The organism is Achromobacter animicus, from assembly GCF_040775605.1.
GTDB classification, from domain to species: domain Bacteria; phylum Pseudomonadota; class Gammaproteobacteria; order Burkholderiales; family Burkholderiaceae_B; genus Achromobacter; species Achromobacter animicus.
In genome coordinates, this window is record NZ_JAYGJK010000001.1 from 5507199 (window position 1) to 5533160 (window position 25962).

23 protein-coding genes are annotated in these 25962 nt (G+C 65.2%); 7 read left to right on the forward strand and 16 right to left on the reverse strand.

Going from position 1 to position 25962, the window contains the following annotated elements; translation table 11 throughout:
* Positions 1-31: 31 nt before the first annotated feature.
* Together AB3147_RS25155 and AB3147_RS25160 are read left to right on the forward strand one after the other, a co-directional pair.
* Positions 32-925, forward strand: a complete 894-nt coding sequence (locus tag AB3147_RS25155; RefSeq protein WP_286890509.1) for a LysR family transcriptional regulator — start codon at positions 32-34, stop codon at positions 923-925.
* A 45-nt stretch (positions 926-970) separates the two neighbouring features.
* Positions 971-1816 (forward strand): DMT family transporter, encoded by an 846-nt coding sequence (locus tag AB3147_RS25160; RefSeq protein WP_367353287.1) that lies wholly within the window; start codon positions 971-973, stop codon positions 1814-1816.
* An 82-nt stretch (positions 1817-1898) separates the two neighbouring features.
* Here the strand turns inward: AB3147_RS25160 and AB3147_RS25165 are convergent, their stop codons facing one another.
* The 4 genes from AB3147_RS25165 to AB3147_RS25180 form a co-directional block, all read right to left on the reverse strand.
* Positions 1899-5444, reverse strand: a complete 3546-nt coding sequence (locus AB3147_RS25165; RefSeq protein ID WP_367353288.1) for an autotransporter outer membrane beta-barrel domain-containing protein — start codon at positions 5442-5444, stop codon at positions 1899-1901.
* 315 nt (positions 5445-5759) lie between these two features.
* Entirely contained in the window at positions 5760-6305 is a 546-nt protein-coding gene (locus AB3147_RS25170) for a GAF domain-containing protein (RefSeq protein WP_191578630.1), read from the reverse strand.
* Positions 6302-7657 (reverse strand): MFS transporter, encoded by a 1356-nt coding sequence (locus AB3147_RS25175; RefSeq protein WP_367353289.1) that lies wholly within the window; start codon positions 7655-7657, stop codon positions 6302-6304. The genes AB3147_RS25170 and AB3147_RS25175 overlap by 4 nt, the downstream gene beginning before the upstream one ends.
* A 49-nt stretch (positions 7658-7706) precedes the next feature.
* Positions 7707-8936, reverse strand: a complete 1230-nt coding sequence (locus AB3147_RS25180; RefSeq protein WP_175184796.1) for a metal-dependent hydrolase family protein — start codon at positions 8934-8936, stop codon at positions 7707-7709.
* Between the two features lie 176 nt (positions 8937-9112).
* On the opposite strand from AB3147_RS25180, the gene AB3147_RS25185 reads away from it, so the two are divergent.
* Complete coding sequence (locus AB3147_RS25185) at positions 9113-10081, forward strand: LysR substrate-binding domain-containing protein (RefSeq protein ID WP_438861034.1); 969 nt, start codon at positions 9113-9115, stop codon at positions 10079-10081.
* Positions 10082-10156: 75 nt separating this feature from the next.
* On the opposite strand, the gene AB3147_RS25190 is transcribed toward AB3147_RS25185, so the two are convergent.
* Positions 10157-11134, reverse strand: a complete 978-nt coding sequence (locus tag AB3147_RS25190) for a D-2-hydroxyacid dehydrogenase (RefSeq protein WP_367353291.1) — start codon at positions 11132-11134, stop codon at positions 10157-10159.
* A 202-nt stretch (positions 11135-11336) separates the two neighbouring features.
* Here AB3147_RS25190 and AB3147_RS25195 point away from each other — a divergent pair, with 202 nt between their 5' ends.
* Positions 11337-12332: a LysR family transcriptional regulator gene (locus AB3147_RS25195; RefSeq protein ID WP_367353292.1), complete on the forward strand. Its 996-nt coding sequence runs from the start codon at positions 11337-11339 to the stop codon at positions 12330-12332.
* 17 nt (positions 12333-12349) lie between these two features.
* Here AB3147_RS25195 and AB3147_RS25200 read toward each other — a convergent pair whose 3' ends face one another.
* Together AB3147_RS25200 and AB3147_RS25205 are read right to left on the reverse strand one after the other, a co-directional pair.
* Entirely contained in the window at positions 12350-14065 is a 1716-nt protein-coding gene (locus AB3147_RS25200) for an N-acyl-D-amino-acid deacylase family protein (RefSeq protein WP_367353293.1), read from the reverse strand.
* Between the two features lie 33 nt (positions 14066-14098).
* On the reverse strand, positions 14099-15109 hold the full coding sequence (locus AB3147_RS25205; protein ID WP_175122277.1) for a Bug family tripartite tricarboxylate transporter substrate binding protein: 1011 nt from the start codon (positions 15107-15109) through the stop codon (positions 14099-14101).
* Positions 15110-15276: 167 nt separating this feature from the next.
* On the opposite strand from AB3147_RS25205, the gene AB3147_RS25210 reads away from it, so the two are divergent.
* A complete protein-coding gene (locus tag AB3147_RS25210) occupies positions 15277-16209 on the forward strand; it encodes a LysR family transcriptional regulator (RefSeq protein WP_279973573.1) in 933 nt (310 codons plus the stop codon).
* 42 nt (positions 16210-16251) lie between these two features.
* On the opposite strand, the gene AB3147_RS25215 is transcribed toward AB3147_RS25210, so the two are convergent.
* Both AB3147_RS25215 and AB3147_RS25220 read right to left on the reverse strand, forming a co-directional pair.
* Positions 16252-16473, reverse strand: a complete 222-nt coding sequence (locus AB3147_RS25215) for a hypothetical protein (protein WP_175137947.1) — start codon at positions 16471-16473, stop codon at positions 16252-16254.
* A 52-nt stretch (positions 16474-16525) separates the two neighbouring features.
* On the reverse strand, positions 16526-17650 hold the full coding sequence (locus tag AB3147_RS25220) for an FUSC family protein (protein ID WP_218342757.1): 1125 nt from the start codon (positions 17648-17650) through the stop codon (positions 16526-16528).
* A 219-nt stretch (positions 17651-17869) separates the two neighbouring features.
* On the opposite strand from AB3147_RS25220, the gene AB3147_RS25225 reads away from it, so the two are divergent.
* Both AB3147_RS25225 and AB3147_RS25230 read left to right on the forward strand, forming a co-directional pair.
* Positions 17870-18886, forward strand: a complete 1017-nt coding sequence (locus tag AB3147_RS25225) for an amino acid ABC transporter substrate-binding protein (RefSeq protein WP_175122273.1) — start codon at positions 17870-17872, stop codon at positions 18884-18886.
* 165 nt (positions 18887-19051) lie between these two features.
* Positions 19052-20044, forward strand: coding sequence for a Bug family tripartite tricarboxylate transporter substrate binding protein (locus tag AB3147_RS25230; protein WP_224776933.1), 993 nt, complete (start codon positions 19052-19054; stop codon positions 20042-20044).
* A gap of 82 nt (positions 20045-20126) precedes the next feature.
* On the opposite strand, the gene AB3147_RS25235 is transcribed toward AB3147_RS25230, so the two are convergent.
* The 7 genes from AB3147_RS25235 to AB3147_RS25265 all read right to left on the reverse strand — a co-directional run bounded on the left by AB3147_RS25235 (position 20127) and on the right by AB3147_RS25265 (position 25943).
* On the reverse strand, positions 20127-21104 hold the full coding sequence (locus tag AB3147_RS25235) for a 2-hydroxyacid dehydrogenase (protein ID WP_343737277.1): 978 nt from the start codon (positions 21102-21104) through the stop codon (positions 20127-20129).
* Positions 21105-21121: 17 nt separating this feature from the next.
* On the reverse strand, positions 21122-21331 hold the full coding sequence (locus AB3147_RS25240; protein ID WP_367353294.1) for a hypothetical protein: 210 nt from the start codon (positions 21329-21331) through the stop codon (positions 21122-21124).
* Between the two features lie 44 nt (positions 21332-21375).
* On the reverse strand, positions 21376-21702 hold the full coding sequence (locus tag AB3147_RS25245; protein ID WP_056559563.1) for a 2Fe-2S iron-sulfur cluster-binding protein: 327 nt from the start codon (positions 21700-21702) through the stop codon (positions 21376-21378).
* A 19-nt stretch (positions 21703-21721) separates the two neighbouring features.
* Positions 21722-22915: an FAD-dependent oxidoreductase gene (locus AB3147_RS25250; RefSeq protein ID WP_367353295.1), complete on the reverse strand. Its 1194-nt coding sequence runs from the start codon at positions 22913-22915 to the stop codon at positions 21722-21724.
* A 5-nt stretch (positions 22916-22920) separates the two neighbouring features.
* The gene (locus AB3147_RS25255) at positions 22921-23913 is read right to left on the reverse strand and encodes a Bug family tripartite tricarboxylate transporter substrate binding protein (protein WP_239216153.1); all 993 of its coding nucleotides are present in this window, start codon (positions 23911-23913) and stop codon (positions 22921-22923) included.
* Positions 23914-24018: 105 nt separating this feature from the next.
* Entirely contained in the window at positions 24019-24588 is a 570-nt protein-coding gene (locus AB3147_RS25260; protein ID WP_175137952.1) for a 3-phenylpropionate/cinnamic acid dioxygenase subunit beta, read from the reverse strand.
* Complete coding sequence (locus AB3147_RS25265) at positions 24585-25943, reverse strand: aromatic ring-hydroxylating oxygenase subunit alpha (RefSeq protein ID WP_175137953.1); 1359 nt, start codon at positions 25941-25943, stop codon at positions 24585-24587. Before AB3147_RS25265 ends, AB3147_RS25260 begins: the two co-directional genes overlap by 4 nt.
* Between the last annotated feature and the right edge of the window lie 19 nt (positions 25944-25962).

The following is a 25962-nucleotide window of genomic DNA, read 5'->3' on the forward strand; positions in this document are numbered from 1 at the left end:
TCACGATCATCTATTTGCTTTCCAAATCAATATGGATTTCCGCCAACTGCGTTACTTCGTCGCCGTCGCCGAGGAACTGAGCTTCAGCCAGGCCGCGCGCCGGCTGCACGTCAGCCAGCCGCCCCTCAGCCTGCAGATCAAGGCGCTGGAAGAAGAACTCGGGGCGCCGCTCCTGACCCGCACGAGCCGCAGCGTGGAACTGACGCAGGCGGGCGCGCTGTTCTTGGACCAGGCGCGCCGGGCGCTGTCCCACCTGGAACGCGCCGGCGAGGTCGTGCGGCAGTCGGCGCTGGGAGAAACCGGCGAGATCCGCGTGGCATTCACGGCGTCGGTGCCGATGTTCGACGCCTTTCCTCGCATCGTGCATGCCTTTCGCACGGACTTTCCCGGCGTGGGGGTGGACCTGAGCCATCAGTCGACGGGCCAGCAACTGCGTGCGCTGGCGTCCAAGGACATCGACGTGGGATTTCTGCGGCCATCCATCCTGTTCGTGCCGCCGCCCAACATTGCGACGCTGCCGCTGTGGACCGACCGGCTGATGGCCGCCCTGCCGCAATCGCATCCGCTGGCGCGCCGTGACACGCCGCTGTCAATGACGGACCTGGCGGACGAATCCTTCATCCTGTTCCCGCGCGGACTGGGCTGCGGCCTGTTCGACCACGTGAGCGTACTGGCCAACCGGGCGGGCTTCGCCCCGCAAGTCGGCCAGGAGGCGCGCGAAGGCGCGACCATCATCGGTCTGGTCGCGGCGGGGATGGGCATTTCGATCCTCCCCGATACCTACATGAAAACGGGCATTCCCGGCGTGGCCTATCGCGAACTGGATACGCCAGACGCCCAAAGCCAGGTGCTGCTGGCGTATCGTTCGGAAGACGGCTCCCCGCTGGTGCAGCGGTTCCGCGAGACCGCTTCGGCCGTGCAGTAGACGGCAGAGGCCGCGGATCGCAATGGTGATTCAAAGGCCCTCGCCATGACCCTCCGCCTCTTCGCGCTCACCCTTTCCGCCATGCTGGCCTTTGCCGGCAATTCCCTGCTTTGCCGCCTCGCGCTCAAACAGACGGCGATCGATCCCACCACCTTCGTCGTCATCCGCGTTGTGTCGGGTGCGCTGATGCTATGGCTGGTGCTGGCACTGCGCCAGCAGTCCGAGCGTCTGGAAGGGTCCTGGGCGGGTGCGTTGGCGCTGCTGGCGTATGCACTGGCGTTCTCCTTTGCGTACACGCATATTCCCGCCGGCACGGGCGCCCTGCTGCTGTTCGGCGCGATCCAGATCAGCATGATCCTGTACGGCCTGGCGATTGGCGAACGATTGGCGCCGCTGCAATGCGTTGGCATGGCGTTGGCGATTGCCGGGCTTGTCGCGTTGATGCTGCCCGGTACGGACGCGCCACCCGTGTTCTACGGATTCCTGATGATCCTGTCCGGCGTGGCGTGGAGCATTTATTCGCTGCTGGGCCGGGGCGCACGGAATCCGGTGGCGGCAACCGCGGGGAATTTCATCCGCGCCGCGCCGGTTGCGCTGGCGTTGTTGCTTGCGCAGTTCGTCATGTCGCACGTTCGGCTCGACGCCGCAGGCGCCGCCTATGCCGTGGCGTCCGGCGCGGTGACGTCGGGCCTGGGGTACATCCTCTGGTACGCCGCGCTGAAACAGTTGAACGTGACGCGCGCCGCCACCGTGCAGCTCAGTGTCCCGGTGCTGGCGGCGTTGGGCGGGACACTGTTTCTCGATGAGCCGCTGACGGTTCTGCTGGTGTCCGCGTCCGCGCTCGTGCTGGCGGGCGTGTCGCTGGTGATTCTCAACAAGCGCGTGGCTTGAATCGCCTCGCCCATCGCCATGAAGGACGGACCGCCGCGGCCACCAATGGCCGGCATTACAGTCCGCCCTTCAGCGTGCAGGGTTACCAGCGATACCCGACGTTCAGCATGCCGCCGTAGCCCCGCTGACCGCCGTTTCCAGCCTGGCCGAACAGCTCGCCGCCAACCTGCCACGACTCACGGACATTTCCGGCCACGCCGATTCGCAGTTCCGCCGCGTCGCGCATCGGCGTTGCATGGAACGTCGAGACGCCCAAGTTGGCTTTCGCGCTGCCCGAGTTATGCAGCCAATTGGCCTCGACGTAAGGCCGCACCGGCGACGTGGCAGCGTCGTTGCCAAGCGGGTACGCCCGGACACCCACGCGCGAAGTGACCGAACTGGCGGGCGAGTTTTTCAGCGTCATGCTGGGCAGGACGGCATCCTGGGCGTTGTAACGCGTATAGGCCAGTTGTGCCTGCGGCACCACCACCATCGAACCCAATGCCGTATCGGCAGCGAAGGGCTTGAAGGCGTAGCCGGTTTCCACCGATGCGGTCCAGGTGTTTGAACGGTAACGGGCCGAGCCCAGTTCGCTATTGATTTCGTTGGAGTAGCGGCCGAACTGCAACCACGAGTCGGCGTACGCGCCCAGGCGGGTGGCATCGTCGGCGTAAGCCGTTGCATAGACGCCCACCGAATACCCGGTGACCTTGCCGCGGGCGTCAACGCGCATCGCCATGCCGGTACCGGGGTGGATGAGCTGGGAAGTGGCGTTCGTGCGTGCATCGCCCGCGCCGGCCATGACGCCTGCCTTGAGGACGCCTTGCTGACCCAGGCGCGTACTCAACAGGTCGGCGCCCATCTGAAGCATGGCGGTGTCGGTGTCGATGCCTACCTGACCTTGCTGAAGTTCCATTCCGGTATGGCGCGCGCCCTCGGTACGTGCCCACAACTGCCGGGATGCCGCACTGGCGGGTGCAGACTGGCCGGCCGACGTTTGCGCCACGCTACGATCCGCCAGGCGATGTACGAACATGCGGGTGGCTGCGAACTGGTTGCCGATGTGCACACCGCTTTCCGGGGAGACGTTCTGCGGCGTGCCCGGGGCAGGACCGGTGACGCCACCGCCACTACCGGGAGGTGTCGTCCCCCCACTGCCAGGCGGCGTTTCGGTGCCGCTGCCGGGAGGCGTTTCGATGCCGCTGCCAGGAGGCGTTTCGGTGCCGCTGCCAGGAGGCGTTTCAGTGCCGCTGCCCGGCGGAGTTTCAGTGCCGCTGCCGGGAGGCGTTTCAATGCCGCCGCCAGGAGGCGTTTCAGCGCCACCACCCGGCGGCGTTTCAGTGCCGCTGCCAGGCGGCGTTTCGATGCCGCTGCCAGGAGGTGTCTCAACGCCACTTCCCGGCGGCGTCGTTGACGTCAGATACCAATCGGACGCCACGCCGCCCGTGCCGCCCTGAACCAGGAAATAGTCGTAGCCATTGAGCGCCAGGCTAATGGTTGAAGGCCGATAGCCAGTCGAATTCGCGTCCAGATAAAACGCATTGCCTGAAATCGTGGCCCCGTTGGTGGCCTGCACGAGCCGGATGCCTTGCGTTGTCAACGCGCCTGCGCCGCCGGCGTTCAAGACTCGCAGCCCGGTCGTGCCCGTGACCGTGCCGCCGTCCACGACGAGCCGGTCGGTCAGAGACGTATCGTCGCCCAGGTGGGTATTCATAACCAAGGTGCCGCCGCCGATGTAGTCGGAGACGGTCAGCGTCTTGAATCCAGATTGCGCACCGGGAGACACGAACCGCACGACACCCGCGTTGGTCAGGGTCTTGATGGCCGAATCGCCGCGCACATTCCAGACGCTGCTGGCGTCTAACTTGACGCTGTCCACCGAACCCTGCCCCGCGCGCACCGCGCCGGTCCACTCACTGCCGCTTGCCAGGCCGATGTCGACGCGGCCGCTGTCGGCGGTCAACACGTCGCCCGTCATGAGCGCGCCTGTGGCGTTCAGGGTGACGCCTTGCGTCTGGTACGGCTGCCCGGGGACGATTCCCGCGCTAGGCGTCGCCTGCGTTCTAAGCAGGATGCCGCTGGCTTCGTCGCCGCCGGCTCGGGCCACCACGGTGGCGTTCTGGACGGTGATGTCGTGGTCTCCGCCCCTGACGAGAAACCCCACCCCATCGTGGGTCTGAAGGTTGCTACCGTCCGACAATACGAGCGAGTTGGCGCCCTGCGGCTCGTAGCGCACGCTCTGCACGCCGTTTGCGTTCTGACCCGTCATGATGACTTGCGTGTCGCTCAGCGAAACCGTCGTTTCACCGGCGCCGATGCTGCCAAGCATATACACGCCGGTCGAGCCCGTGGATTGCCCGTTCAACTGTGAAGTGACGGCGTCGATACGTGCCTCGTCGGCTGCTCGAAGCGCAGTTCCCGCGCTGCCGGATACGTCCACGGTAACGCCGTCCAATGTCACCTGCGTGCCGCGATGGTTGGCATTCACGCCTACCGCATTCGTGGCTTCGGCCAGGATATGCGTTCCCACCGCGTCGATCGTTGTTGTCGCCGTGTTATCGGTCGAGTGCGCATACAGGCCGGCCCGTCTTCCGCGTAAGGTACCGCCTTCAATCTGTACCGCCCCATTGCGGCTTCGGATCGCATACAAGTCCGCACGGATGTCCAGGTTCTGTCCCGTCATCACATGGTTGTTCATCACCGTGACGCCCTCGTTGACCGCGACGGCTTCGCTGCCGATTGTCACGTTCGTCAAAGACGCCGAAGACGCGCCGGTTTGCGTGGCCTCGTTATACAAGAGCACGCCGAAGTCCACCGAATGCGGACCGGCAACGACCGTATCCGTCATGGTCAGGCTGGAACCGTCGATAACGGACACCTGGCCTTCAATGGTGCTTCCTTGAACGATGACGGTGGCATTCTGCGAGATATGCATGGTTGCCGCGGAGGCATTTTCTGTGCCTCCTGCCTTGACGTGGCTGTCGGTCAGCAAGAGCGTGCCTGCTTGCACCGAAAGGTCCGCCCCTGTCGCCGCGCCGATGTCATCCACGCTGGACAGAATGACGTTGGACAGTTCGACGCGGCCGCCTAACTGGACGCGCACGCCATAGTTGTTGACGCCATTGCGATCAACGCTCTTGATCTCCAGGTCGCTTGCCGTGATGACGCCCCCATCGGAAGCCCGGACGGTTCCCTGGAAACCGCCCGATCCCGAGACGATGCCGCCAAGCAGATTGATGCGACCACCATCGGTCGCAAGCACGGCCGTTGCCTCTGAGGAGAGCAGGGAGATGTCGGCGTGGACAAAACTATTTTCCTGGGACGCGGACAATGCAGCCCCGGCCTGCGTCTGGATCGTACTGTCCGTGATCGTGATCGAGCCACCGCCTTGGGCATGCGCACCTCGGGCGTCTGCCTCTGCGGTGACAGTGATGCCGTTTACGAAGACGCTGTTGCCCTGGTTGTTGACGCGGATTGCGTCTCCGGTGCTGACGGCGATGCTGGCTCCGGGGAACACCTCCATCGACGTGTTGCCTTCCGGGTCATCAATGAGAATCGGCGGCATCGGCCCCGCCAACGCCAGCAAGGGAAAGGCCGGGATCGTGACGGCGAGAATCGCCGCGACAACCGGAGAAAGGGGGAAATGCATCGCAAGCTCCGTAACCCGTGCGCGGCCTCGGAGATGCCAAAAAGCCAGATGCCAGCCAAGTGCAGCAACGCCGAACCGCCACGAAAAAAAGCGACCATTCTCTTGACGCTGCGCAACCCCGCACATCGAAAGATTTCTAAAACCGATTCCACCCCTTGCAAAAATGCAGTGGCACGCAACAATTCGGACCAATACCCGCAACAATGCACAAAAAAAGGGATTGCCACGTGAGGCAATCCCAAAAAAAACGGGCCGCTCCGGCAAGCAGCCCGCAAACCCAGTCCCGCACCGGGACGGATACTCAAATCCAAACCATCACACGCTATCCAGTGCAGACCGGTCCACGCTTGCTGCCGCGGACGCCGCGTCCTTCATCTCTTCGATGAAGACCGGCGCGCACAGCCCGGCGACAACTGCCGCGAGGTCCGGATCGATGTCGTCATAGGCATGGCGCCCGGCCAGCATGTTCAGCGAGCCGATCACACGCCCCTCATGCCGCACCGGAATGTTGAAGGCCGACTGCAGCCCGCGTTCGATCAGCATCGGCGCCTCGGAGAACACGGTGCGCACATCGTCTTCATTGCTGGCGACATACAGCCGCCCTTCTTCCAGCACCAGCCGCGACCACGGACCGTTGCCGGTGGCTTTGAAGCCGCCGAGCGGGCTGATCGATTCGTCCGACGTATGCAGACGCTTCATCAGCCGGTGGTCCTGCAGGTACAGCAACGCAGTGAACAGCTTGTGGCCAAAGCAGGCGTGAAGCAGGTTGGAGATCACGCCCCACTGCGCCTGCCGGTCCGCCGCCAGCGCCAGATCGCGCGCGTGCCCGGCCAGCGGGCGGAATGCGGAGCCCTTCGTCATGCGTTGATCTCCTCAAGCACGACGCCACGCGTGTTCTTTCCGTAGAACAGGATGCCCAGGCCGCCGACCAGCAGGATGGCGGTCATCATGGCGAACACGCCGGCAAAGCCCAGGACCGGGTACGCCACGCCGACGATGGTCGGCGAAGCGATGGAGCCGATGCGGGCAAAGGCCGAGGCCGCGCCCATGCCGGTCGCACGGATGGACGTGGGATAGATTTCGGCGGTGTACGTGTACTGGCCGGCGATCACGCCATTCATGCCGAAGGACAGCAGCATGCTCAGCATGATGATCTGGTGCTCGCCGCTGGCCAGAGCCAAGCCCAGCGCGGACAGGCACGACAGCAGCATGTAGGCCAGGATGGTGTACTTGCGGCCGATCTTGTCGTTGAAGTACGCGGCCGAGAAGTAGCCGGGGATCTGCGACAGGTAGATCAGGATGGTGTACGAGAAGCTCTTGGTGATGGTGAAGCCGCGCTCGACCAGCAGGCTGGGGATCCACACCAGGAAGGCGTAGTAGCAGAACAGCACGGTGATCCAGAACACCCACACCAGCACGGTCGTGCCCAGGTATTCCTTCGAGAACAGCTGCGCCAGCTTGGCCATTGCGGTCTGCTGCGGCGCGCTGGTGGCCGTGGCCTTGCGCGTGGCAACCGGCGTGGGCAGCGGGCGGCCGGTGCTCTTCAGGACTTCGGCTTCGATGGCTTCGCAGATGCGGTTGGCTTCCGCGGTCTGGCCGGTGTGTTCAAGCCAGCGCGGCGATTCAAACAGCGACTTGCGCCACCACAACAGGAACACGACGGGAATAGAAGCGATGATCATGATCCAGCGCCAGCCGTCGTCGCTCATCGGCACGATGAAGTAGCCGAGCAACGCGGACATCACGAAGCCGAACGAGAAGAAGCCCGCCAGCGCGCCGGTGAAGCGGCCGCGATACTTGCTGCTGACGAACTCGGCCAGGTACGGCGCGATGATGGCGCCTTCAGCGCCCATGCCGATGCCGGCAATCATGCGCAGGATGTAGAACTCGTGATAGTTGCGGGCAAAGGCGTTGAAGAACGTGGCGACGCAGAACAGCAGGAGCGCCCACATCATGATCTTCTTGCGGCCGTAGCGGTCGCCCAGGATGCCGGAGAACAGCGCCCCGACCAGGAAGCCGACATAGGTGCTGCTGGCGATCCAGCCGATCTGGCCGGTGGTCAGGCCCCACTGCGTGCGCAGCGAGGGAATGATGAAGGCGATGATGCCAGCGTCCAAAGCTTCAAAGGCCAGGCCGAGGCCGCCGATCATCAGCAGCCGGAAATGAAAGCTGCTGAAGGGCAACCGCTCCAGGCGGTCGGATACGGAAAACATGATGGGGGAAATTCCGGAGTAAAGAAGAGGGGAACGAAGCGGTCGAACGTCAGCAGGCGTTCTTGTGCAGCAGGCCGCGGTTCATGATGAGCTTGATCGAATCCGGCTTGGTCAGCAGTTCGATGTCGTCCAGCGGATTGCCGTCGATCAGCAGCAGGTCGGCGTAGGCGCCTTCGCACACTTCGCCCAGCAGGCCTTCCTGGTTCAGGATCTCGGCGCCGATCAGCGTGGCTTGCTGGATGACCTTGGCGTTGCCGAGCACGCGGCTGCGCAGCACCAGTTCGTCGGACTGCATGTAGTGGGTCTCGCCCAGCAGGTCGCTGCCGTAGCCCATCTTCACGCCAACTTCGTCCAGAATCTCCAGCGCGGTCAGGCCTTGCGTGCGCACGGTGGCGATCTTCTTGACCGAGTCCAGCGGCAGGCCGTAGCGCTCTCCGTCGTTGGCCAGACCCTCGTAGGTGATCAGCGTGGGCACCATGTAGGCGCCGTGTTCCTTCATGACCTCGGCGGCCTCGCGGTCAACGAGGTTGCCGTGCTCGATGGTGCGTACGCCGCAGCGCACGGCACGCGTGATGGCGCGCGGGGTGTAGGCGTGGGCCATCACGTAGGTGTTGGCGTTGCTGGCCTCTTCCACGATGGCGATCAGCTCGGCTTCGGAGAAGCCCAGGTTCTGGATGGGGTCGTTGGGCGAAGCCACGCCGCCGGACGCCATCACCTTGATCTGCGTGGCGCCCTTGAGGATTTCCTCGCGTACGGCCAGGCGGCAGTTGTCGACGCCGTCGACCACGCGGCCGATGTTGCCGATCTTGACCGAGCACGGGCAGGGATCCAGTTCGTCGTTGCGCTGGCGGAAGTCGCCGTGGCCGCCGGTCTGCGACAGGGCCTTGCCCGAGCAGAAGAGACGCGGGCCGTCGATGGTGCCGTCCAGCACGGCCTGCGCCAGCGCCCAATCCGCGCCGCCGGCGTCACGCACCGAGGTGAAGCCGCGGTCAAGCATGCCCTGCATGATGGGCAGCGCGCGCAGCAGCGCCAGCGCGTTGGGCAGGGCCGCGACGCGGCCCAGGTTGAACGACGACGCCACCACGTGCACGTGGCAGTCGATCATGCCGGGCATCAAGGTCATGCCCTTGGCGTCCACCACCTGCGCATCCGCCGGCGCCGTTGCGTCGGCGGCGATGCGGGTGATGACCCCGTCCTCGACCAGCACGGTCGAAGCGGCTTCGAGGGCCAAGGTTCGGGTATTGAGGATCCTGCAATTCTTGATGACAACCGGATTCATAAATCAACCACGTAAACAGTTCAAAACGCCGGGAAATCGCGGCATGCCGAACTCTACCGGTACAATTCCGGGGTCCGATACCGGGTCTCCCCCTATGCGTTCGACACAAATTTGAAGAGCCTTATGAGCTTTACTCATACCCCCCTATGAGACGCCGCTGCCCCACCCTGTCCGAATTGAACGCGTTTTCCGCGGCCGCACGGCATCTGTCTTTCTCGAAGGCGGGCAAGGAACTGTTCGTCACGCAAAGCGCCATCAGCCGGCATATCGCCACGCTGGAAAGCTATCTTGGCCACGCGCTGTTCATTCGGGGTACGAACGGGTTGCAGCTCACGCGCATGGGCGCCACCTACCTCAGCCTGATCCGGCCGGCGTTGCATACGCTGGAAAGCGCCACGTCGCAGGTCATGGCGACGCAGCAGTCGGCAAAATCCCTGAATGTCTCGGCCGCGCCCACGTTTGCGGCGCAATGGCTGTTTCCGCGTCTGAAGACGTTCCGCGAGATCAATCCGGACATCTCCATCAATTTCGTGCGTTACAGCGTCGCGGATTACAAAAGCACCGAGCTGGATTTCGATGCCTCCATCCAGTACGGCTATGGCGACTGGCACGACGGCGCCGCCAAGTATCTGACGGGCCGCGAAACCCGCCTGGTGTGCTCGCGGGAATACCTGGATCAGCATCCGATCAGCAGCCTGGAAGACATCAAGCAGTGCACGCTGCTGCAGCACATCGAAATTCCGCTGTCCTGGGAATACTGGTTTTCGACGTACCTGGGCGATTATGACCGCGCCCGTTTTGGCCCCGGCTTCAATCTGTTTTCAATGATTATCCAGGCCGCGTCGTCCGGCTTTGGCGTGGCGCTGATGCCGCACTGCCTGATCGAAAAGGAATTGGCCACGGGGCAGCTGGTCGACATATTCGACCGCACCTTTGAAAGCCCGCTTGGCTATTATCTTTGCGCGCCGAACTGGCGCAGCAACATGGAAAGCTACGAGCGGCTGAGCCAGTGGCTGGCGCATGAGTGCTTTCATGGCGGCGGCACGGACCCTGCGGGGCAGGCGCCAGGAAAGCCGGATCTTGGCAAACCTGCCAACGGACAAGCGTGCGCGACCGATTGCCCGTATTGCGTGGCGGCCGCGTAGACGGTCAGCGCGGGATGCGCGCGGTGGTCTGGATCATGACGGTTCCTGGAAGGGTCGCGGGCATCGCGGGCGGAATCATTGCCGCCAGTCGCGCAGGTAATCAAGAAAGATGTGGTCCACGCGCGCCTCGTTGCCGTCGGAGTGTCCAGCCGAATGCGGCGTGGCGATGACGTTTGGCAGCGTCCAGAGCGGCGACGCGGCGTCCAGCGGCTCGTGTTCGAAGACATCCAGAAAGGCGCCAGCCAGCGCGTTGGCGCGCAGTGCCTCGATCAGGTCGGCTTCGGCAACGACTTCGCCCCGCGCGACGTTGATGAGCCGGGCGTGCGGCGCCATGGCCGCCAGCACGCGGGCGTTCACCAGACCGCGCGTGCGGTCGCTCAAGGGGCACGCCAACACCAGCCAGTCGGCTCGGCCCGCAATGTGCGGCAGGTCTTCAAAGGCGTAGGTCTCCACGCCGTCCGCGGGCGGCGCGGCCGCGCTGCGCACGGCGATGACGTTCAGTCCCAGCATCCGCAGATACCCGCCCAGCGCGCGGCCGATCGGGCCCCATCCCACGATCACCGCGGTCTGCCCAGGCAGATCGCGCGGCATCCGGTCACCGATCAGCGGCGTCCAGGTTTGGGCACGCTGGGCGTCGAACAGACGCGGAAACTCGCGCGCCAGCGCCAGAATCCCGGCCAGCGCGGTCTGCGCCACCACCTGCGCGTTGGCGCCGGACGAGGTGGTGACACGCACGCCGCGGGATTTCAGTTCCCCAAAGATCGGCCGGTCCGCGCCCGCCGAGTGCACGTGCACCCAGCCCAGCTTCGGCGATCGACGCAGCGAGACGTAGAAGGCTTCAAGCGGTTCCAGGACGCGATGCTTGGTCGACAGGCCGGTCACGTCGCGCGAGATGAAAGCGACGTCGACGCCTGCGGGCTCGTTGCCGTGCGTGCACGCCGCGATGACGGGTTCAAACGCGCGGCCATTCAGCGCCTGCGTGATCTCGCTGCCGATGCGGCTTAGCGTCGGTTCGGACATGAGGATCCGCAGCGGTTGTTGTGGTCTGGTCATGGGCGGCAGCTCACGCGCGAAAAGCATGATGCGGTCTGCGATACATCTGCACTGCTCATCTCGGATTGCTCCCTCTTGCACGCGATGACGGCGGCACGGGACGCCGAGTCGAGGGAAATTCTAGGGCGCGCTTTTCTTCACTACAAATTGTTGGTTTTTACTTATTATTCGGTTTTTCCAATATATAGAGCGGTGGCGAAGCATGTCGACCAAGCGCAGCATCACCCTGCGGCACTTCCGCAGTTTCGTGGCGGTGGCCAACACCGGCTCGTTCACCGTGGCGGCGTCGCAGCTCTTTCTGACGCAGTCTTCGCTGACCGCGACCATCCAGCAATTTGAAGACGCCGTGGGCGTCAAACTGTTCGACCGCAGTACGCGCCGCGTGGCGATGACGCCGGAGGCCGCCCGCTTCAAGGCGGAGGCCGAGCGCATCCTCAGCCAGTTCGACGGCGCGCTGAGCGACCTGGAGGCGTTGTCGCAGGGCCGCCAGGGACACGTGCGGATCGCGGTGGTGGCGTCGGTTACCAACTACTTTCTGGGCGACGCCATCGCGGCCTTTCGCCAGGCCTATCCGAAGATCACGTTTTCACTGCACGACGCCGGCTCGGAACTGGTCGAGAAGATGATCGCCAACGGCGACATCGACTTTGCGATTTCGACCTCGCATCATGGTTTGGAAGAGTTGGTTTATACGCCGCTGTTCGAGGACCGCTACGGCGTGATCTGCGCGGCATCGTATCCGTACGCGCAAGGCGCAAAGCCCTTGAAGTGGGCCGACCTGGACCCGGCGCAATACGTGGGGTTTACCGAAGACACCGGCATCGGCGCGTTCCTGCGCGCACACGCCGGCAAGCCGGGGTTCTTCGAGCAGCAGCACGATGAGGTGTCGCGCACGTCGTCGCTGCACGCCGTGCTGCGTGGCGGCGGGCGATATTCGATCCTGCCGGCGCTTGCGGCCAGCTCCATCGCGCCGTCGCAGACGCTAGGGAGCGAGCCGGGGCCGTTCGTGTTCCGGGAACTGAGTTCGCCCCGGTTGTCGCGCGAGGTCTGTCTGATCACGCGACGCTTGCGGTCGCTGTCGGCAAGTTCGGAACTGTTCCTGCAGTACATCCGGGACGTCATCCACGACAAGCCGGTGCCAGCGGGGCTGAAGGTGCTGGGCAGAAGAACCAAAAAGGCGCCGCCTTCCGGGGTCTGACGGGAAGGCCCGAATGCTCATCCCGGTTGCGGTCCGGCCCCCCGCAACAACTTGCCCGGCAGCTCTCCCGTTGCCTCGCCGCGCTCGAAGATCGGCACGCCGTTGACCAGCGTGGCCGCGTAGCCATCGGCACGCTGCACCAGCCTGCGCCCGCCTCCCGGCAGGTCGAACACCATTTCCGGGCAATGCACTTTCAACGCGTCCGGGTCGATGACGTTGATGTCGGCCTTGTATCCCGGCTGCAACAACCCGCGATCATGCAAGCCATACACCAGCGCGGTATCGCGGGTCTGCCGGCGCACCACGTGCTCAAGCGGCAGGAGCGGACCTCGGCGGCGGTCTCGCGTCCAGTGGCTGAGCATGAAGGTCGGCATGCTGACATCGCAGATGTAGCCGCAATGCGCGCCGCCGTCGGACAGGCTGTTCACCGTGTTGGCGTGCTGCATCAGCTGGTGCAGGTGATCGAGGTTTTCGTATGAGTAGTTGAAGGACGGATAGTAGAGAATCGCCCGGCCCTCGTTCTCCAGCATCAGGTCATACACCAGTTCCAACGGCGGGCGCCCGGTGCGCGCCGCCATGGCCGCCACGCTGTCTTCGGGCAGCGGCTCGTAGTCGGGGTCCTGGCCCAGCCGGTAGATCTTGTGAAAGCTGTTGAACAAGGTCTCGGCACGGCGGTCCAGCAGGCCACGCTGCTCGCTCATGATTTTCTGGCGGACCTGCGGATCGCGCAGTTGCGCGAGCTTTTCCGGCAGGGGCAGCGCGTGCAGCGCCTGATAGGTCGGATGGGCAATGAAGGGATGCAACGAACTTTGCCAGGAGAACAGGATGCCCAGCGGCCGGCCGCTGATGCCGGCCATGAGCGGCACGCCTTCATCGCGCGCCTTGTCCAGCGTGCGTACGATCTGCTTCCAGACGTCAGGCGCGCCGTCAGTCTGCTGAAGGTTGAACAGCACCGGCAGACGATTGTGGCGGGCAAGCTGTTCCAGCCAGGGAATCTCGCCCTCCATCGCGGGATGGTTGGCCGTCATCTGGAACACGCCGTGGCCGACTTCGCCCATGACGGAGCCCAGCGCGCTGATCTCTTCGCCGGTGGCGAACGTGCCCGGCGGGTATTTGCGCTCGTCGTACTTGTGCAGGAACGTCCGCGACGTCGAAAAGCCGACCGCCCCCGCCTGCAATGCTGCGCGCACGACCTCGCGCATGGCCAGCAGGTCGGCGGGCGAGGCCTCGTCGTGATGAATGGCGCGGTCGCCCATCACGTACGCGCGCACCGCGCTGTGCGGAATCTGCGCCCCGATATCCAGCGCCTTGGGCCGCCGATCCAGCGCATCCAGATACTCGGGGAAGGTTTCCCAGTCCCATTCGATGCCTTCCGACAGCACCGACCCCGGAATGTCCTCGACGCCCTCCATCACCTTGATCAGCCATTCGCGACGGTCGGGCTTGACCGGCGCAAAGCCCACGCCGCAGTTGCCCATGATGGCGGTGGTGACGCCATGCCATGTCGACGGGCTGAGGTACGGGTCCCACGTCGCCTGGCCGTCGTAATGGGTATGGATGTCGACCCAGCCCGGCGTCACCAGTGCGCCCGCCGCGTCGATCTCTCGCCGCGCGGCGCCCGCCTTGCCGCCGGCCTGTACGATCCGGCCGCCGTCGATGGCAAGGTCGCCCACCCGGGCGCTGGCGCCTGAACCGTCCACCAGCGTGCCGCCGCGTATCACTACATCGTGCATTGTTGTCTCCTGGGACCCGCGGGCCCGTCAGCCTTATTCCAATACCAGCCCGATCCGGCGGATCACGTCGCCCCACCGCGCGCTGTCGCGCTGCACGATCGCCGAGAATTCCTTCGGCCCGGCGCCGCTGACCTCATTGCCTTGCGACAGAATGGTCTGGGTGATTTCCGGGGTTTCCAGCGCGGCGCGAAACACCTGGGCCACGCGTTCGGCCAGTGCGGGCGGCATGTCGCCCGGACCGAAGATGCCTTGCCAGCCCACGATGTTCAGACCCTCGATCCCCTGCTCCTCAAGCGTCGGCAATTCAGGCAGCACGCTCAGGCGCCGGTCCGTCGCCGGGCCCAGCAGCTTGACCTTGCCGGCGCGGGCGTTCTCGACCGCCGTGGCGGTGCCGTCGAAGTAGACCTGCACATCGCCCGCCAGCAGCGCGCGGCTGGCATCGGCGGTGCCCTTGTAAGGCACGTGGACGATGTCGGTGCCCGTTTTCATTTTGAGAATCTCGCCATTCAGGTGCGAGGTCGACCCGGCGCTGTACGAGGCGTAGTTCAGTTTTCCGGGGTTCGCTTTGGCGTAGGCAATCAGCTCGGCGGTTGTGGAGAATGGCGCGTTGTTGTTGGCGACCAGCACGGTTGCCGACCTGACCGCCTGCAGGACCGGCGTGAAGTCCTTGACCGGGTCGTACGGCAGCTTTTTGTACAGATGCGGATTCTGCGTGTGCGTGACGACGATGGTGTACAGCAGCGTATAGCCGTCCGGCTTGGCGCGCGCCACGTCCTGCGCGCCGATCATCGTGCCCGCGCCCGGCTTGTTGTCGATGATGACGGAGGCGCCGGTCTGCTGCGACACCTTGGCCGCCAGCATGCGCGCCAGCGAATCCGAGCCCGACCCCGCCGGAAACGGCACGACCATGCGTATCGGCTTGCCCGAGGCAGGCCAGGCGTCGGGTTGCGGGGATGGCGCCGCGACGGCCGCCGTACAGGCCAGCATGCTCAGCGCAGCGGCTGCGCTCCAGCCCGCCAGATGGAATATCGGCTTGCGGTTCATGTTGTCTCCTCCTGCGAGGTTGGCGTGTCGCGGGGCCGCGCATCGCTCTGTATGGTGTTTTCCCGGGTGCTTGCAGCATTTGCTGCCGGCCCGTGGTCAAGCTGTTTTAGTCTTGCAACTGACGCGAATCAATTGCATATTTGGCGCAATTCCGATGAGAAAAATACATGGGCCTGACGATACGTTCGCTCCAGCACTTTTCCGTCCTTGCCGAAGAGCGGCACTTCTCTCGGGCGGCCCAGCGGCTGCATCTGACGCAGTCGGCGCTGACGCGCAGCATCCAGTCCCTTGAAGAGACGCTGGGCCTGGTGCTGGTGGATCGCGCGTCGATCGGCGTGACGCCGACGCAGGCGGGAAAAATGGTTCTCGATCGTTCGCGCCGCATCCTGGGCGATGTCCTCGCCCTTCGGCGCGAGGCCGAATTGATGAGGGGCCACGACACGGGACGCGTCAGCTTCGGGGTCGGGGCCTTTCCGGCGGCGGGGTTTCTGTCGCCGCTGCTGGTCCGCCTGGCACGCGATCACCCGGGCCTGAGCGTGCATGTAGAAATCGAAAGCTGGCAGCGGCTGTTGGACAAGCTGTTGCAGGACAAGCTGGACTTTGCCGTGGCGGTGACGCACAGCCTGCCGCCGCCGGCGGACTTCATCGTGCGTGCGCTGCCACCGCAGCACGGCGGCCTTTTCGTGCGGGCCGGGCATCCGCTGCAATCGGTCCGAAAGCCAAAGTTACGTGCCGCCTTGGCGCAATATCGGCTGGCTGCCACCGACCTCCCGCAACGCGCGCGAGAGTATCTGGCAAAGCTGTATCAAGTGGCCGGCGTGGATGAACTGCCGATTGCCTTCGAGTGCGATAGCGTCAGCGCGCTGCGCGACGTGGCCGTGGGGAGCGACGTGGTGCTGTTCTGCACGCGCGAGGCCATCGTCGCCGAGCTGGCGCAAGGGGCGCTCGTGCCGTTGCCCCTGCCCTATCCGGCGTCCGGCCCCCTCACCTACAGCGTCATCCACCGCGCCCGCCGCAGCTTGTCGCCTACCGCGGAACGGATCATCACATTGGTGCAGGCGTATCTGGCGGGCGAAGGGACTGACGGGGCGGCGGATTGATCCCTGAGCGATGGCGCGGTGTCATTCCCCGCGCCACGCGATTCACACACCAGCCCCCGGATCCTGCTCGCGCCGCTCCGCGTCTTCCTGCGCGGCCACGTCTTCAAGCTTGACCTGACTGGTGCTGCCGTGCGTGGCGGCGCACTGCGCGGGATTCTGGGTGCTTTTGACGCATTCGGCGAATGCGAGCGCCGCGTCCACGGTCGCGAAGTGATACGACTGGCCGTCGGCGAACGCGACCTTTCCTTCGACAGAACAATCCATGAGTGCCTCCAGGGTTTCGGAAAGCCCATGCTGCCGCGTTGCCGCGGCGGCGTCAATTCACCCGGCGGGGCAGCACCGCCCGCATCCATCGCGACAGCACGGGACGGATGCGCTGGTTGTGCAGCAGCACCGCGCCCAGCACGCCGATGAAGGCGCCGAGCACCGTGTCCACAAAGCGCGCCTCGATGACGTCGATGGGATAGCCCTGCCCCAGATGCGGCGCCTCGGCCAGGAAGATGGTCAAGGGCGTGATCAGCACGACCGCGCTGGCGTAGTGCCGCACCACCAGCGTCTCGATGCCGAAGGACAGCGCCATCATCACCAGGCTCAGCGTCCAGACGTTGAGTGGCAGGCTGAGCAGCGCCCACGCCACGCACAGACCGACCGCCGTGCCCAGGATGCGGTGCATCTGCCGGCTCCACGCCGCGCGCAGGCTGGCGCCCTGAATGATTGCCAGGCAGCTCACCGGCACCCAATAGGGCCGTTGAAGCTGCAGCAGTTCGGCCGCCAGCAAAGAGATACCGACGAAAAGGCCGATGATCACCGAGTCGTAGACCACGAAATCGAAGGTCGGCTTGGGCAGCTCGATGGGCGCGGGCGGCGGCGCGACGCGCGTCATGTGCAGCGAATACGCAAAGGCCACCAGGCAGGCGACCAGGCAGCCCAGCGCCACCATGCCCACGCGCAGCGGCACGTCGTGGACGGTGCCGGGCGTGTAGGCGGCAATCGCCGTGGCCATGATGAAGAACAGGCTGCCCGGCGGTCCCAGGCGATAGCAGCGGCACACCATGTTCACCACCATGGCAATCAGCGTCAGCGCCGCGATGGTGGCGGTTGGCCAGAATTGCGTCAGCGCGCCCAGTGCGTAGCAGGCGACCATGCCGAACGACGCGGCCAGCAGCATCATCATGCGGATCTGCAGCGAGGCGTTGGGCAGGCTCAGGAAGACCATGCCGCCCAGGCTGGACATCAGCCCGTAGTCCATGCGCCCGAAATACGCGCCCACCATCAGCGGCAGGCCCGACGACAGTGCGGCGGCCAGGGGCATTTCCCACGGGCGGTCGCTGGCGTTGACCCGGGTCAGCTCGGTCCAGGTGCCGTGCAACTGGTCCTTGACGAAGGCGAAGGGGCGCCTCGGGCGGTCGTCCGGCCCTGCGGGATCGTCGTGTCGTTTCATAGGCTGGCGTGGGTGCGGTCTGGCGTATTCGGCCCGCCGGCCGCCGCGGGCAAGCGCGGCGCGACGAGCCGCGCATGCCCGATTCTATTCCTCATCAAATTCCGTCTTGCGGATTTAAGGGGAATTCCCCGATTCTCCCTCCCGGACCCACTGGTACTATGCGCCGCACTTCAGCCTTCGGCTGAGCGATAAACATGCGCAACGCTGCGCGGAGACACCATGAAAGCACTCAAACTGGCTGCGGCAGGAACCGCCTTGTTCATCTCGTCCTGGACCGCCCATGCCGGCGCGACCTTCGACGCGGTCAAAAGCAAGGGTTTTGTCCATTGCGGCGTATCCACGGGCGTCGCGGGCTTTTCCGTGAACGACAGCAAGGGCGGCTGGATCGGCCTGGACGTGGACCTGTGCCGCGCGCTGGCCATCGCCCTGTTCGGCGACGCGTCCAAGGCCAAGATCCAGGCGATCAGCGCCGTGCAGCGCTTCACTGCCCTGCAATCCGGCGAAGTCGACGTGCTGACCCGCAACACCACCCTGACGCTGACGCGCGACACGACGCTGGGCCTGATCGGCGTGGGCGTCAACTACTACGACAGCCAAGGAATCATGGTGAACAAGTCCCTGGGCGTGAAAAGCGCCAAGGAACTGGAAGGCGCCACCGTCTGCGTGCAGCCGGGCACCACCACCGAACTGAACCTGGCCGACTGGTTCCGCTCGCAGAACGTCAACTTCAAGCCGGTCGTCGTCGAGCGCCTGGACGAGATCATCCGCGCCTTCGCCGTGGGCCGTTGCGACGCATTCACGGGCGACAAGTCGCAGCTCGCCGCCGCGCGCAGCAACCTGGAAAGCCCGGAAAAGTACGACATCCTGCCGGAGAACTTTTCGAAGGAACCGCTCGGCCCCATGGTCCGCCAAGGCGACGAGCAGTGGTTCAACCTGGTCCGCTGGACCATGAACGCCATGCTGGAAGCCGAGGAATACGGCGTCACGTCCAAGAACGTGGACGAGATGCTGAAAAGCACCAACCCGAACATCCAGCGCCTGCTGGGCGTGACGCCGGGCATGGGCAAGAACCTGGGCGTGGACGACAAGTGGGCCTACAACATCATCAAGACTGTCGGCAATTACGGCGAGAGCTTCGAGAAGAACCTGGGCCCCAACAGCCCGCTGAAACTGGAACGCGGGCTTAACGCTTCGTACCGCAACGGCGGCCTGATGTACGGCTGGCCGGTGCGCTAAAAAACGGGCCGCAAGGCCCGCAACGACTCCCCTAGGGTTAGCCGCAATTTGCGTGCGCTTGTGTGCCCCGTACCGTACGAGAAATATGTTTATCGTACAAAGTCCGGATCACATTTTTGGAGCAGCACGTGAAGCAGTAGGTCTATAACCCAAGGGGAAGTCGTCATGAAACGTCGCAGTGCGTTGAAGCTGATGGGGGCCGCCGCCGGCCTGCACCTGACCGGCGCAAGCTGGGCACAGAACGGGGCGTATCCGTCCCGCGTCATCAAGATCATCGTCTCATCCACCCCAGGCAGCGCCACCGATCTCGCGGGACGGCTGGTCGGCGACCTGCTCTATGCCAAGTACGGCCAGAGCGTGGTCATCGAAAACCGCGCCGGCGCCGGTGGCGTCATCGGCATGCAGGCCGCCGCCGCCTCCAAGCCTGACGGCTACACCCTCACCACCGGGGGTCTTGGCCACAACGTGCTGCCGCCCGCCACGCTGCGCGGGCTGCCCATCGACATCCCCACCGCACTGCTTCCCATCGCCCAGGTGGCCGAGTTCGTCAACGCGCTCGTCGTGCGCGTGGACCATCCGGCCAATACGGTGCCGGAGCTGATCGAATACCTGCGCGCCACGAAGCGCAAACCGCTGTACGGCAGCAACGGCGTCGGCAGCTCGTCGCAGATGACGGCCGAGCTCTTTGCCATGCGCACGGGCCTGAAGTTCGATCATGTGCCGTACAAGGGCGCCAGCGAGGCGCTGGTGGGCACGGCCAACGGCGACCTGGACCTCTGTTTCATGAATCTGCCGCCCACGCTGCCGATGGTGGACGGCAAGCGTCTGAAAGCGCTGGCGGTGACCAGCGCCTACCGCGCGCGGCAGTTGCCCAATGTGCCGACCATGCAGGAACAGGGCATGAAGGACTTCGACGTAACGAGCTGGCTGGGCATGTACGCGCCCGCGCAGGTGGACCCGGCGATCATCGCCCAACTGTCCAACACCATCGTCACCGGGCTGGCCGCGCCGGAATACCAGAACCGCATCATCAACGCCGGTTTTGAACCCAAGTTGCGCGACGCCGCGCAGTTCCAGGCGTTCTCCAAGGCGGAGTTCAAGCGTTGGAGCGAGGTCGCGCAGCAGGCGGGAATCGTGGTGGATTACGGCGGGAAATAGGAAAAGGCGGGACCGGCCGCATGCGCGGGTCCCGCCCCGTCAGCCCCATCTTGGCGGGGCCGCGTCTATCGGCGCAGAGCCGTCAGGCGCGCGCCTGCCACACCTCGGCATTGACCATGGCCTGCGGCTTCTGGCCGCCCAGCGCATCCATCAGATTGGCCACTGCCAGATCGATCATCGCGCGCCGCGTTTCGTGCGTGGCGCTGCCCACGTGGGCCTGCAGCACCACGTTCGGCAAGGCGCACAGCGGGCTGTCGGCCGGCAGCGGTTCCTGCTCCATCACGTCCAACCCCGCGCCCGCGATGGTGCCGGCGCGCAGCGCTTCGATCAGCGCGGCCTCGTCGATCACGGGGCCACGCGCGGTGTTGATCAGATACGCCGTGGGTTTCATCAGTTCCAATTCGCGCTTGCCGATGGAATGGCGCGTTTCCGCCGACAGCGGGATATGCACGCTCAGCACGTCCGACGTCTTGAAAAGTTCATCGCGGTCCACATAGGTGGCCAGGCCTTCGGCCTGCGGGTCCTCGCGGCGGTTGTGATAGACCACCTTCATATCGAAGGCCTGCGCCGCGCGCGCCACGACACGGCCGATGCGGCCCATGCCCAAGAGGCCCAGCGTCTTGCCACGGATGTCGCGCGTCAGCGGAAAGGCGCCCTTGGTCCACGCGCCGCTGCGCACGAAGGCATCGCCCGCCACCAGGTTGCGCGACAGGCACAGCATCAGGCCGATGGTCACATCAGCCACCGCGCCATCCAGCACGCCCGGCGTATTGCAGATCAGCACCTTGCGCCGCGTGGCGGCCGCCAGGTCGACGTTGTCGAACCCAACTGCGAAGTTCGAGCTGACCTTCAGCGCGGGCAATGCATCCAGCAGCGCTTGATCGACCTTGGTGCGCACGGTGCACACCATGCCTTCGATCTGCGCACGCTCGTCCGCGCCCAGCACCTCGGCCGGATTCTGTCCGGTGGGCACTTCGACGATGTCGCAGCGCTCAGCGAGGCGCTCGCGCAGGTCGGGCGGCACGGGTGCGGAGACGATGACTTTGGGCTTTTGATTCATTGGGGGCTCCAGTGGGGTCAGGATTCGATTGCTTCGACGTCGGTGGCAAACACCTGCTGCTCTCCGGCGTCGACCAGCGCGGGCTCGGCGGGATGGTCCAGGTAACGGACGATCAGCCAGAAGCCGTCTTTCGGGTTCTCGACGATCTCGGCCAATGCGCCGCCCGCCATGCGCACGCGCACGCCGGGTTGCAGATCGACGAGGTTGATGGATTTGTTGTCGGCCATGCGATTGCTCCTTGGGTTCGCGTCTTGCGAGTCAGGCGCCGCGGCTACAGTTCAAGCTGCGACGAAGGCACGCGTACGCGAATGCCGTCCAGCTCGGGCGTCATGATGACCTGACAGGACAGTCGGCTGGTCGGACAGCGCTCGGGCACGACTTCCAGCAGCGCCTCCTCGGCCATGCCGGGCGGCTCCAGCCGCGCGTGCCATTCGGCGTTCACTTGCACGTGACAGGTGCCGCAGATGGCGCCGCCACCGCATTCGGCGACGATGCCTTCCAGGCCATCGCGCCGCGCGGCCTCCATCAGCGACCAGTCGTCGGGCACGTCCAGCACCTGTTCGGCGCCATCGGGCAATTCAAATATCGCAACGGGCATGTTGTCTCCAGGGGTTCGTTTACACAGCGGCCGCAACCGCTTCGGGCGCGCCGATGCGTGGCACGCCCTTGATGAATTCCACGGGGCTGTCGACCGCTTCGATCGCGGCCAGTCGGCCGTGCTGGTATCGCTCGACCAGCCAGCCCTTGGCGGTGGGCAGCAGGACGTCACGGCAAGGCGCCGCCGGGTCGACGAGGCCGGCCATCTGCAGACGGCGGCCCTGCTGTTCGGACCAGAAGGTGGGCGGACGCGCCGCTGGCGGGGCCTTGCCGGCAATGGTTGCCGCCGCCGTGCGCGCCTGCGCCAGCGCGTTCTGCACGCTTTCGATGCGGGCATAACGCTGCAGCTCTCCGCGAAAGGCGCTTGCGCAATCGCCAATGGCGTAGACGCCGGGCGCCGAGGTCCGGCAACATTCATCCACGACCACGCCGTCCAGGCAGATCAGGCCTGCGGCTTCGGCAAGCGCCGTCTCGGCAACCGCGCCGATGGACACCAGCACAAGTTCAGCGTCGATGAGCTCTCCGCTGGCCAGATGGGCGCGCCAACCCGTCGCCGTGCGTTCCCAGCGCCGCACCGCCGCGCCGTGGCGGATCTCGATGCCGGCTTCGCGGTGCAGGTCGCCGATGCGCGTGGCAGTGGATTCGGACACCTTGCCCGCCATCACGTTGCCGCCTTGCTCCAACACCAGCACCTCGGCGCCCAGCTTGCGCGCCGAGCAGGCCGCCTCCAGCCCCAGATAACCCGCGCCCACGACGAGCAGCCGGATGCCCGGCCGCAGCGCCTCGCGCAGCCGGTGCGCGTCGTCCAGGCCGCGCACCGAAAACACCTGCTCGCCTGCCACCTCAGCAATGCCACGCGCGCTGGCGCCGGTGGCAAGCACGCAGTGTTCATAGGCCACCTCGCGGCCCGACGCCGTGCGCAGCGTGCGCGCCGCGGTATCGATGGCGGCCACCGGATCGCCCGCCACCACGATCACACGCGACTTCTCGTAGGCGGCGCCCGCGCGCAACGCGATGCGCTCGGCGCTGGTCGAGCCGGTCAGCAGGGCCTTGGACAGCGGCGGCCGTTCATAGGGAGCATGCGTTTCCGCGCCGAACAGCGCGATATCGCCTTCAACGCCCGCGGCGCGCAAGGCCCACGCGCATTCGACACCCGCATGCCCCGCGCCGATGATGGCTGTGTGGACACGCTGCGGGGCTGATGAGGTTTCCATGATGCTCAGGCTCCGAATTTCAGGGAAATGCTGGCTTTGGTGGCCACCTGCTTCCAGCGCGCCAGCTCAGCCCGGTTCAGCTCCGCAAAGGCGTCGGCCCCTCGCGGCTTGGGCTCAAAGCCCGCGGCGGTCAAGGTTTCCACCGACTGCGGTTGCGCCATGCCTTCCTGCAAAGCCGCGCTGAGCTTCTGCACGATGTCGGGCGGCATGCCGGCGGGGCCGTACACGCCCAGCCAGCTCGTCACGTCGAAGTCCGCCACGCCCTGCTCGGCCATCGTCGGCACATCCGGCAACTGCTTGCTGCGATAGCTGCTGGTCACCGCAATCGGGCGAATCGATCCCTTGCGGATCAGGCCCATCACCGGCGGCAGGTTGCTGAAGCTGAAGTCCAGATTGCCATTGACCACGTCCACCAGCATCTCGCCGCTCCCCTTGTACGGCACGTGCAGCAGGTTGGTGCCCGTGTGCTGCGCGAAGAATGCGGTGGTCAGGTGCACCGACGAGCCGATGCCGTTGGACCCATAGTTCAGGCCATCCTTGCTGCGCTTGCGCGCCGTGGCGATCAGGTCGTCGACGCTGCGGATCGGCGAATCCGCCCGCACGATCAGCACGTTGATGAATTCGGCCATCTGCGCAATCGGCGTGAAGGCGCGCGCCGTGTCCAGCGGCAGTCCGGTCACGGTGGCCATCGGCAGCACCATGCCGCCCAGACCGTTGAGCAGCAGCGTGTAGCCGTCCGGCGGCGCCGAAGCCACCTGCTGGCTGCCGATCATGCCGTTCGCGCCCGGCCGGTTTTCCACCACCACCGGCTGGCCGAACTTGCGGGTGAGGATCTCGCCGGCCAGGCGACCCGCCACGTCCGTGACGCCGCCCGGCGGATACGGCACGATCAGGCGGATCGGCTTGCTGGGATACGCCGCATCGGCGCCCCACGAGATTCCCGTCGCCGTCATCGCGGCCGCGCCGGCAATGGCCTTCAGTACAGTACGTCTTTGCATGCTGCAACTCCAGGTATGGGCGAGCGCGTCCTGTCGGCGGTCAGGCCCCGAGTGGAAGGAAAACCATCGAATCCCGGCAGGCGGGCCGGGTCCGGCATCAGCGCGCTAGAAGAAGATCGTCAGCGCCTTCGATAAGAGAACGTTCTGGTCCAGGTGGATCTCGCGCGACAGAATCGTGAAGCGTCCATCGCGCCTGCGCAGCACGTCCTCGCGCTTGCCGACGAACAGATTCACTTCGGACTGCAGGCGGTTCTGGTAGATCAGGAAGCGCGACCGCACCCGCACCAGATCGCCGCCGTCGTCGTCTGGCGTCACGTCCAGCACGCGGATGTTGGTCACCAGATGGGACACACGCGAGGCCGGCTCTTCGGCCCAGTGAATGCCCGTCTTGATCTGCGCGACGCGCTGGCGCAGCGTGTCGATGCCTTCGTCGAACCAGGCGGCATCCTGTTTGCCGGAGTATTCCTGCGCCATCGCGTCGCGGCGAACGTTGCGCGTCAGCGGCATGCGATACGTGATGGCCTCGTCCAGGAGGGTGAGCCACTTGTCGAACTCGCGGTGGTCCAGCAGATCGGCCTCGTAGTGCAGGAAGCGGTGCGCTTCCCACCACAGCAGCATGTCGTCCACGCTGTCGTCCTGCGCCACGGGCGGCGCGTTCTCGATGGGTGCGTTCATGCCGCCTCCTCAAGGCGCACCGCGCCCGCCATCAGTTGGTCCCAGGACAGGCCGTTCATGAACTGCGCCCAGCGCCGGTAGTAGATCCGGGCGTTTTCCTCGGTGTACTCGCCGTTGACCGCACAGCCGGGAATCTCGGGAACGTCCTGCCGGTGGCCCACGCCCATCTGGTAGTTGAAGAAGAGTTCGCGCGACATCGCGCCCATGCTGGCCTCGGTGGCGCCCGTCCAGTTCTCCATGTCGTCCGATTCCGTCATGCCGCCCGGTCCGGAATAGCGCAGGAAATAATGGCGAGCCGCCTCCTTGACCGCCTCCGGCGCATCCTTGTCCACCAGATACATGCGCCACATTTCCATCTCGGTCGAGCTGATCGGATGAAACACTGCCAGCGTGCGCGGCTGGCGTCCGTGGAACGACATGTTCGGAAAGATGGTGCCAACGCTGGTCTGCACCCGCATCGCCGAACCCAGCGTGCGTTCGCGCTGCTCATGGATTTCGCGGTAGTAGGCTTCCACCTCCGGGTAACGGCCGTATTGCGGCGCGTAGGGGCCTTCTTCGTAGAACGGCAAGCGGCCCAGCAGGCCGTGGCCCAGTTCCGGAAAACAGATCGCCGACCGCGTGGCCGACGCATCGCGCCGCCCTTTTCCGCCGCCCGGCCCGATGCCCACGATGTCCACCGAGCGGTGGCTGATGTCGTGGTACAGATCGCCAATGAAGTTTTCGGGCGCGAACTTCCAGTTGCACTTCACGCGCCACTTCTGCACGCCGCCGATCACCTCCGAGCCGCCCGGACTGCCGTTGCGGTGATCCAGCGCCGCATCCAGGTACAGGCGCATGTTGCCGATGTAGTCCAGGAACGGCGGCGCGTTCGGATCCCACGTTGCCCAGATGGCGCCCTTGTAGTTCACCACCTGCGCCACCGTCTTCAGGCCCCACTGCTTCTTGTCGAGCTCGCCCTTGTAGTGCGTCGCGTGGCCGGGCACCCCGACCAGCTCGCCGGGCCGTTCCACCAGTTTGCCGTCGGTGGAAAAGCTCCAGCCATGGTACGGACAGGTGAAGGTCCGGTTGTTGCCGTGGTCATAACGGCACAGCTTCATGCCGCGATGCGCACAGCTATTGAGCATGACCTGGATCTGTCCCTGCCGGTCGCGGGTCAGGATCACGGACTCCGTGCCCATGCGCGAGACGAAGTAATCGTCCGGCTTGGGCACCAGGCTTTCGTGCCCCACAAACAGCCACGCGCGCGAGAAGATCTGCTTCAGCTCCTGCTGAAAGATCTCTTCGTCCACGAAGATGGACCGGCTGACCAGTCCTTCCTCGGCCCGCACCAACTCATCGATCGTCTTCTGACCCATCACCACTTCCCCTTGGAGG

Excerpts from the sequence above, each read along its gene's own strand:
- AB3147_RS25165 (WP_367353288.1), bottom strand. The coding sequence starts at position 5,444 with ATGCATTTCCCCCTTTCTCCGGTTGTCGCGGCGATTCTCGCCGTCACG.
- AB3147_RS25265 (WP_175137953.1), bottom strand. The coding sequence starts at position 25,943 with ATGGGTCAGAAGACGATCGATGAGTTGGTGCGGGCCGAGGAAGGACTG.
- AB3147_RS25170 (WP_191578630.1), bottom strand. The coding sequence starts at position 6,305 with ATGACGAAGGGCTCCGCATTCCGCCCGCTGGCCGGGCACGCGCGCGAT.
- AB3147_RS25160 (WP_367353287.1), top strand. The coding sequence starts at position 971 with ATGACCCTCCGCCTCTTCGCGCTCACCCTTTCCGCCATGCTGGCCTTT.
- AB3147_RS25260 (WP_175137952.1), bottom strand. The coding sequence starts at position 24,588 with ATGAACGCACCCATCGAGAACGCGCCGCCCGTGGCGCAGGACGACAGC.
- AB3147_RS25225 (WP_175122273.1), top strand. The coding sequence starts at position 17,870 with ATGAAAGCACTCAAACTGGCTGCGGCAGGAACCGCCTTGTTCATCTCG.
- AB3147_RS25190 (WP_367353291.1), bottom strand. The coding sequence starts at position 11,134 with ATGACCAGACCACAACAACCGCTGCGGATCCTCATGTCCGAACCGACG.
- AB3147_RS25200 (WP_367353293.1), bottom strand. The coding sequence starts at position 14,065 with ATGCACGATGTAGTGATACGCGGCGGCACGCTGGTGGACGGTTCAGGC.
- AB3147_RS25240 (WP_367353294.1), bottom strand. The coding sequence starts at position 21,331 with ATGGCCGACAACAAATCCATCAACCTCGTCGATCTGCAACCCGGCGTG.
- AB3147_RS25195 (WP_367353292.1), top strand. The coding sequence starts at position 11,337 with ATGTCGACCAAGCGCAGCATCACCCTGCGGCACTTCCGCAGTTTCGTG.
- AB3147_RS25220 (WP_218342757.1), bottom strand. The coding sequence starts at position 17,650 with ATGAAACGACACGACGATCCCGCAGGGCCGGACGACCGCCCGAGGCGC.
- AB3147_RS25230 (WP_224776933.1), top strand. The coding sequence starts at position 19,052 with ATGAAACGTCGCAGTGCGTTGAAGCTGATGGGGGCCGCCGCCGGCCTG.
- AB3147_RS25235 (WP_343737277.1), bottom strand. The coding sequence starts at position 21,104 with ATGAATCAAAAGCCCAAAGTCATCGTCTCCGCACCCGTGCCGCCCGAC.
- AB3147_RS25155 (WP_286890509.1), top strand. The coding sequence starts at position 32 with ATGGATTTCCGCCAACTGCGTTACTTCGTCGCCGTCGCCGAGGAACTG.
- AB3147_RS25250 (WP_367353295.1), bottom strand. The coding sequence starts at position 22,915 with ATGGAAACCTCATCAGCCCCGCAGCGTGTCCACACAGCCATCATCGGC.
- AB3147_RS25245 (WP_056559563.1), bottom strand. The coding sequence starts at position 21,702 with ATGCCCGTTGCGATATTTGAATTGCCCGATGGCGCCGAACAGGTGCTG.
- AB3147_RS25175 (WP_367353289.1), bottom strand. The coding sequence starts at position 7,657 with ATGTTTTCCGTATCCGACCGCCTGGAGCGGTTGCCCTTCAGCAGCTTT.
- AB3147_RS25210 (WP_279973573.1), top strand. The coding sequence starts at position 15,277 with ATGGGCCTGACGATACGTTCGCTCCAGCACTTTTCCGTCCTTGCCGAA.
- AB3147_RS25180 (WP_175184796.1), bottom strand. The coding sequence starts at position 8,936 with ATGAATCCGGTTGTCATCAAGAATTGCAGGATCCTCAATACCCGAACC.
- AB3147_RS25215 (WP_175137947.1), bottom strand. The coding sequence starts at position 16,473 with ATGGATTGTTCTGTCGAAGGAAAGGTCGCGTTCGCCGACGGCCAGTCG.
- AB3147_RS25205 (WP_175122277.1), bottom strand. The coding sequence starts at position 15,109 with ATGAACCGCAAGCCGATATTCCATCTGGCGGGCTGGAGCGCAGCCGCT.
- AB3147_RS25255 (WP_239216153.1), bottom strand. The coding sequence starts at position 23,913 with ATGCAAAGACGTACTGTACTGAAGGCCATTGCCGGCGCGGCCGCGATG.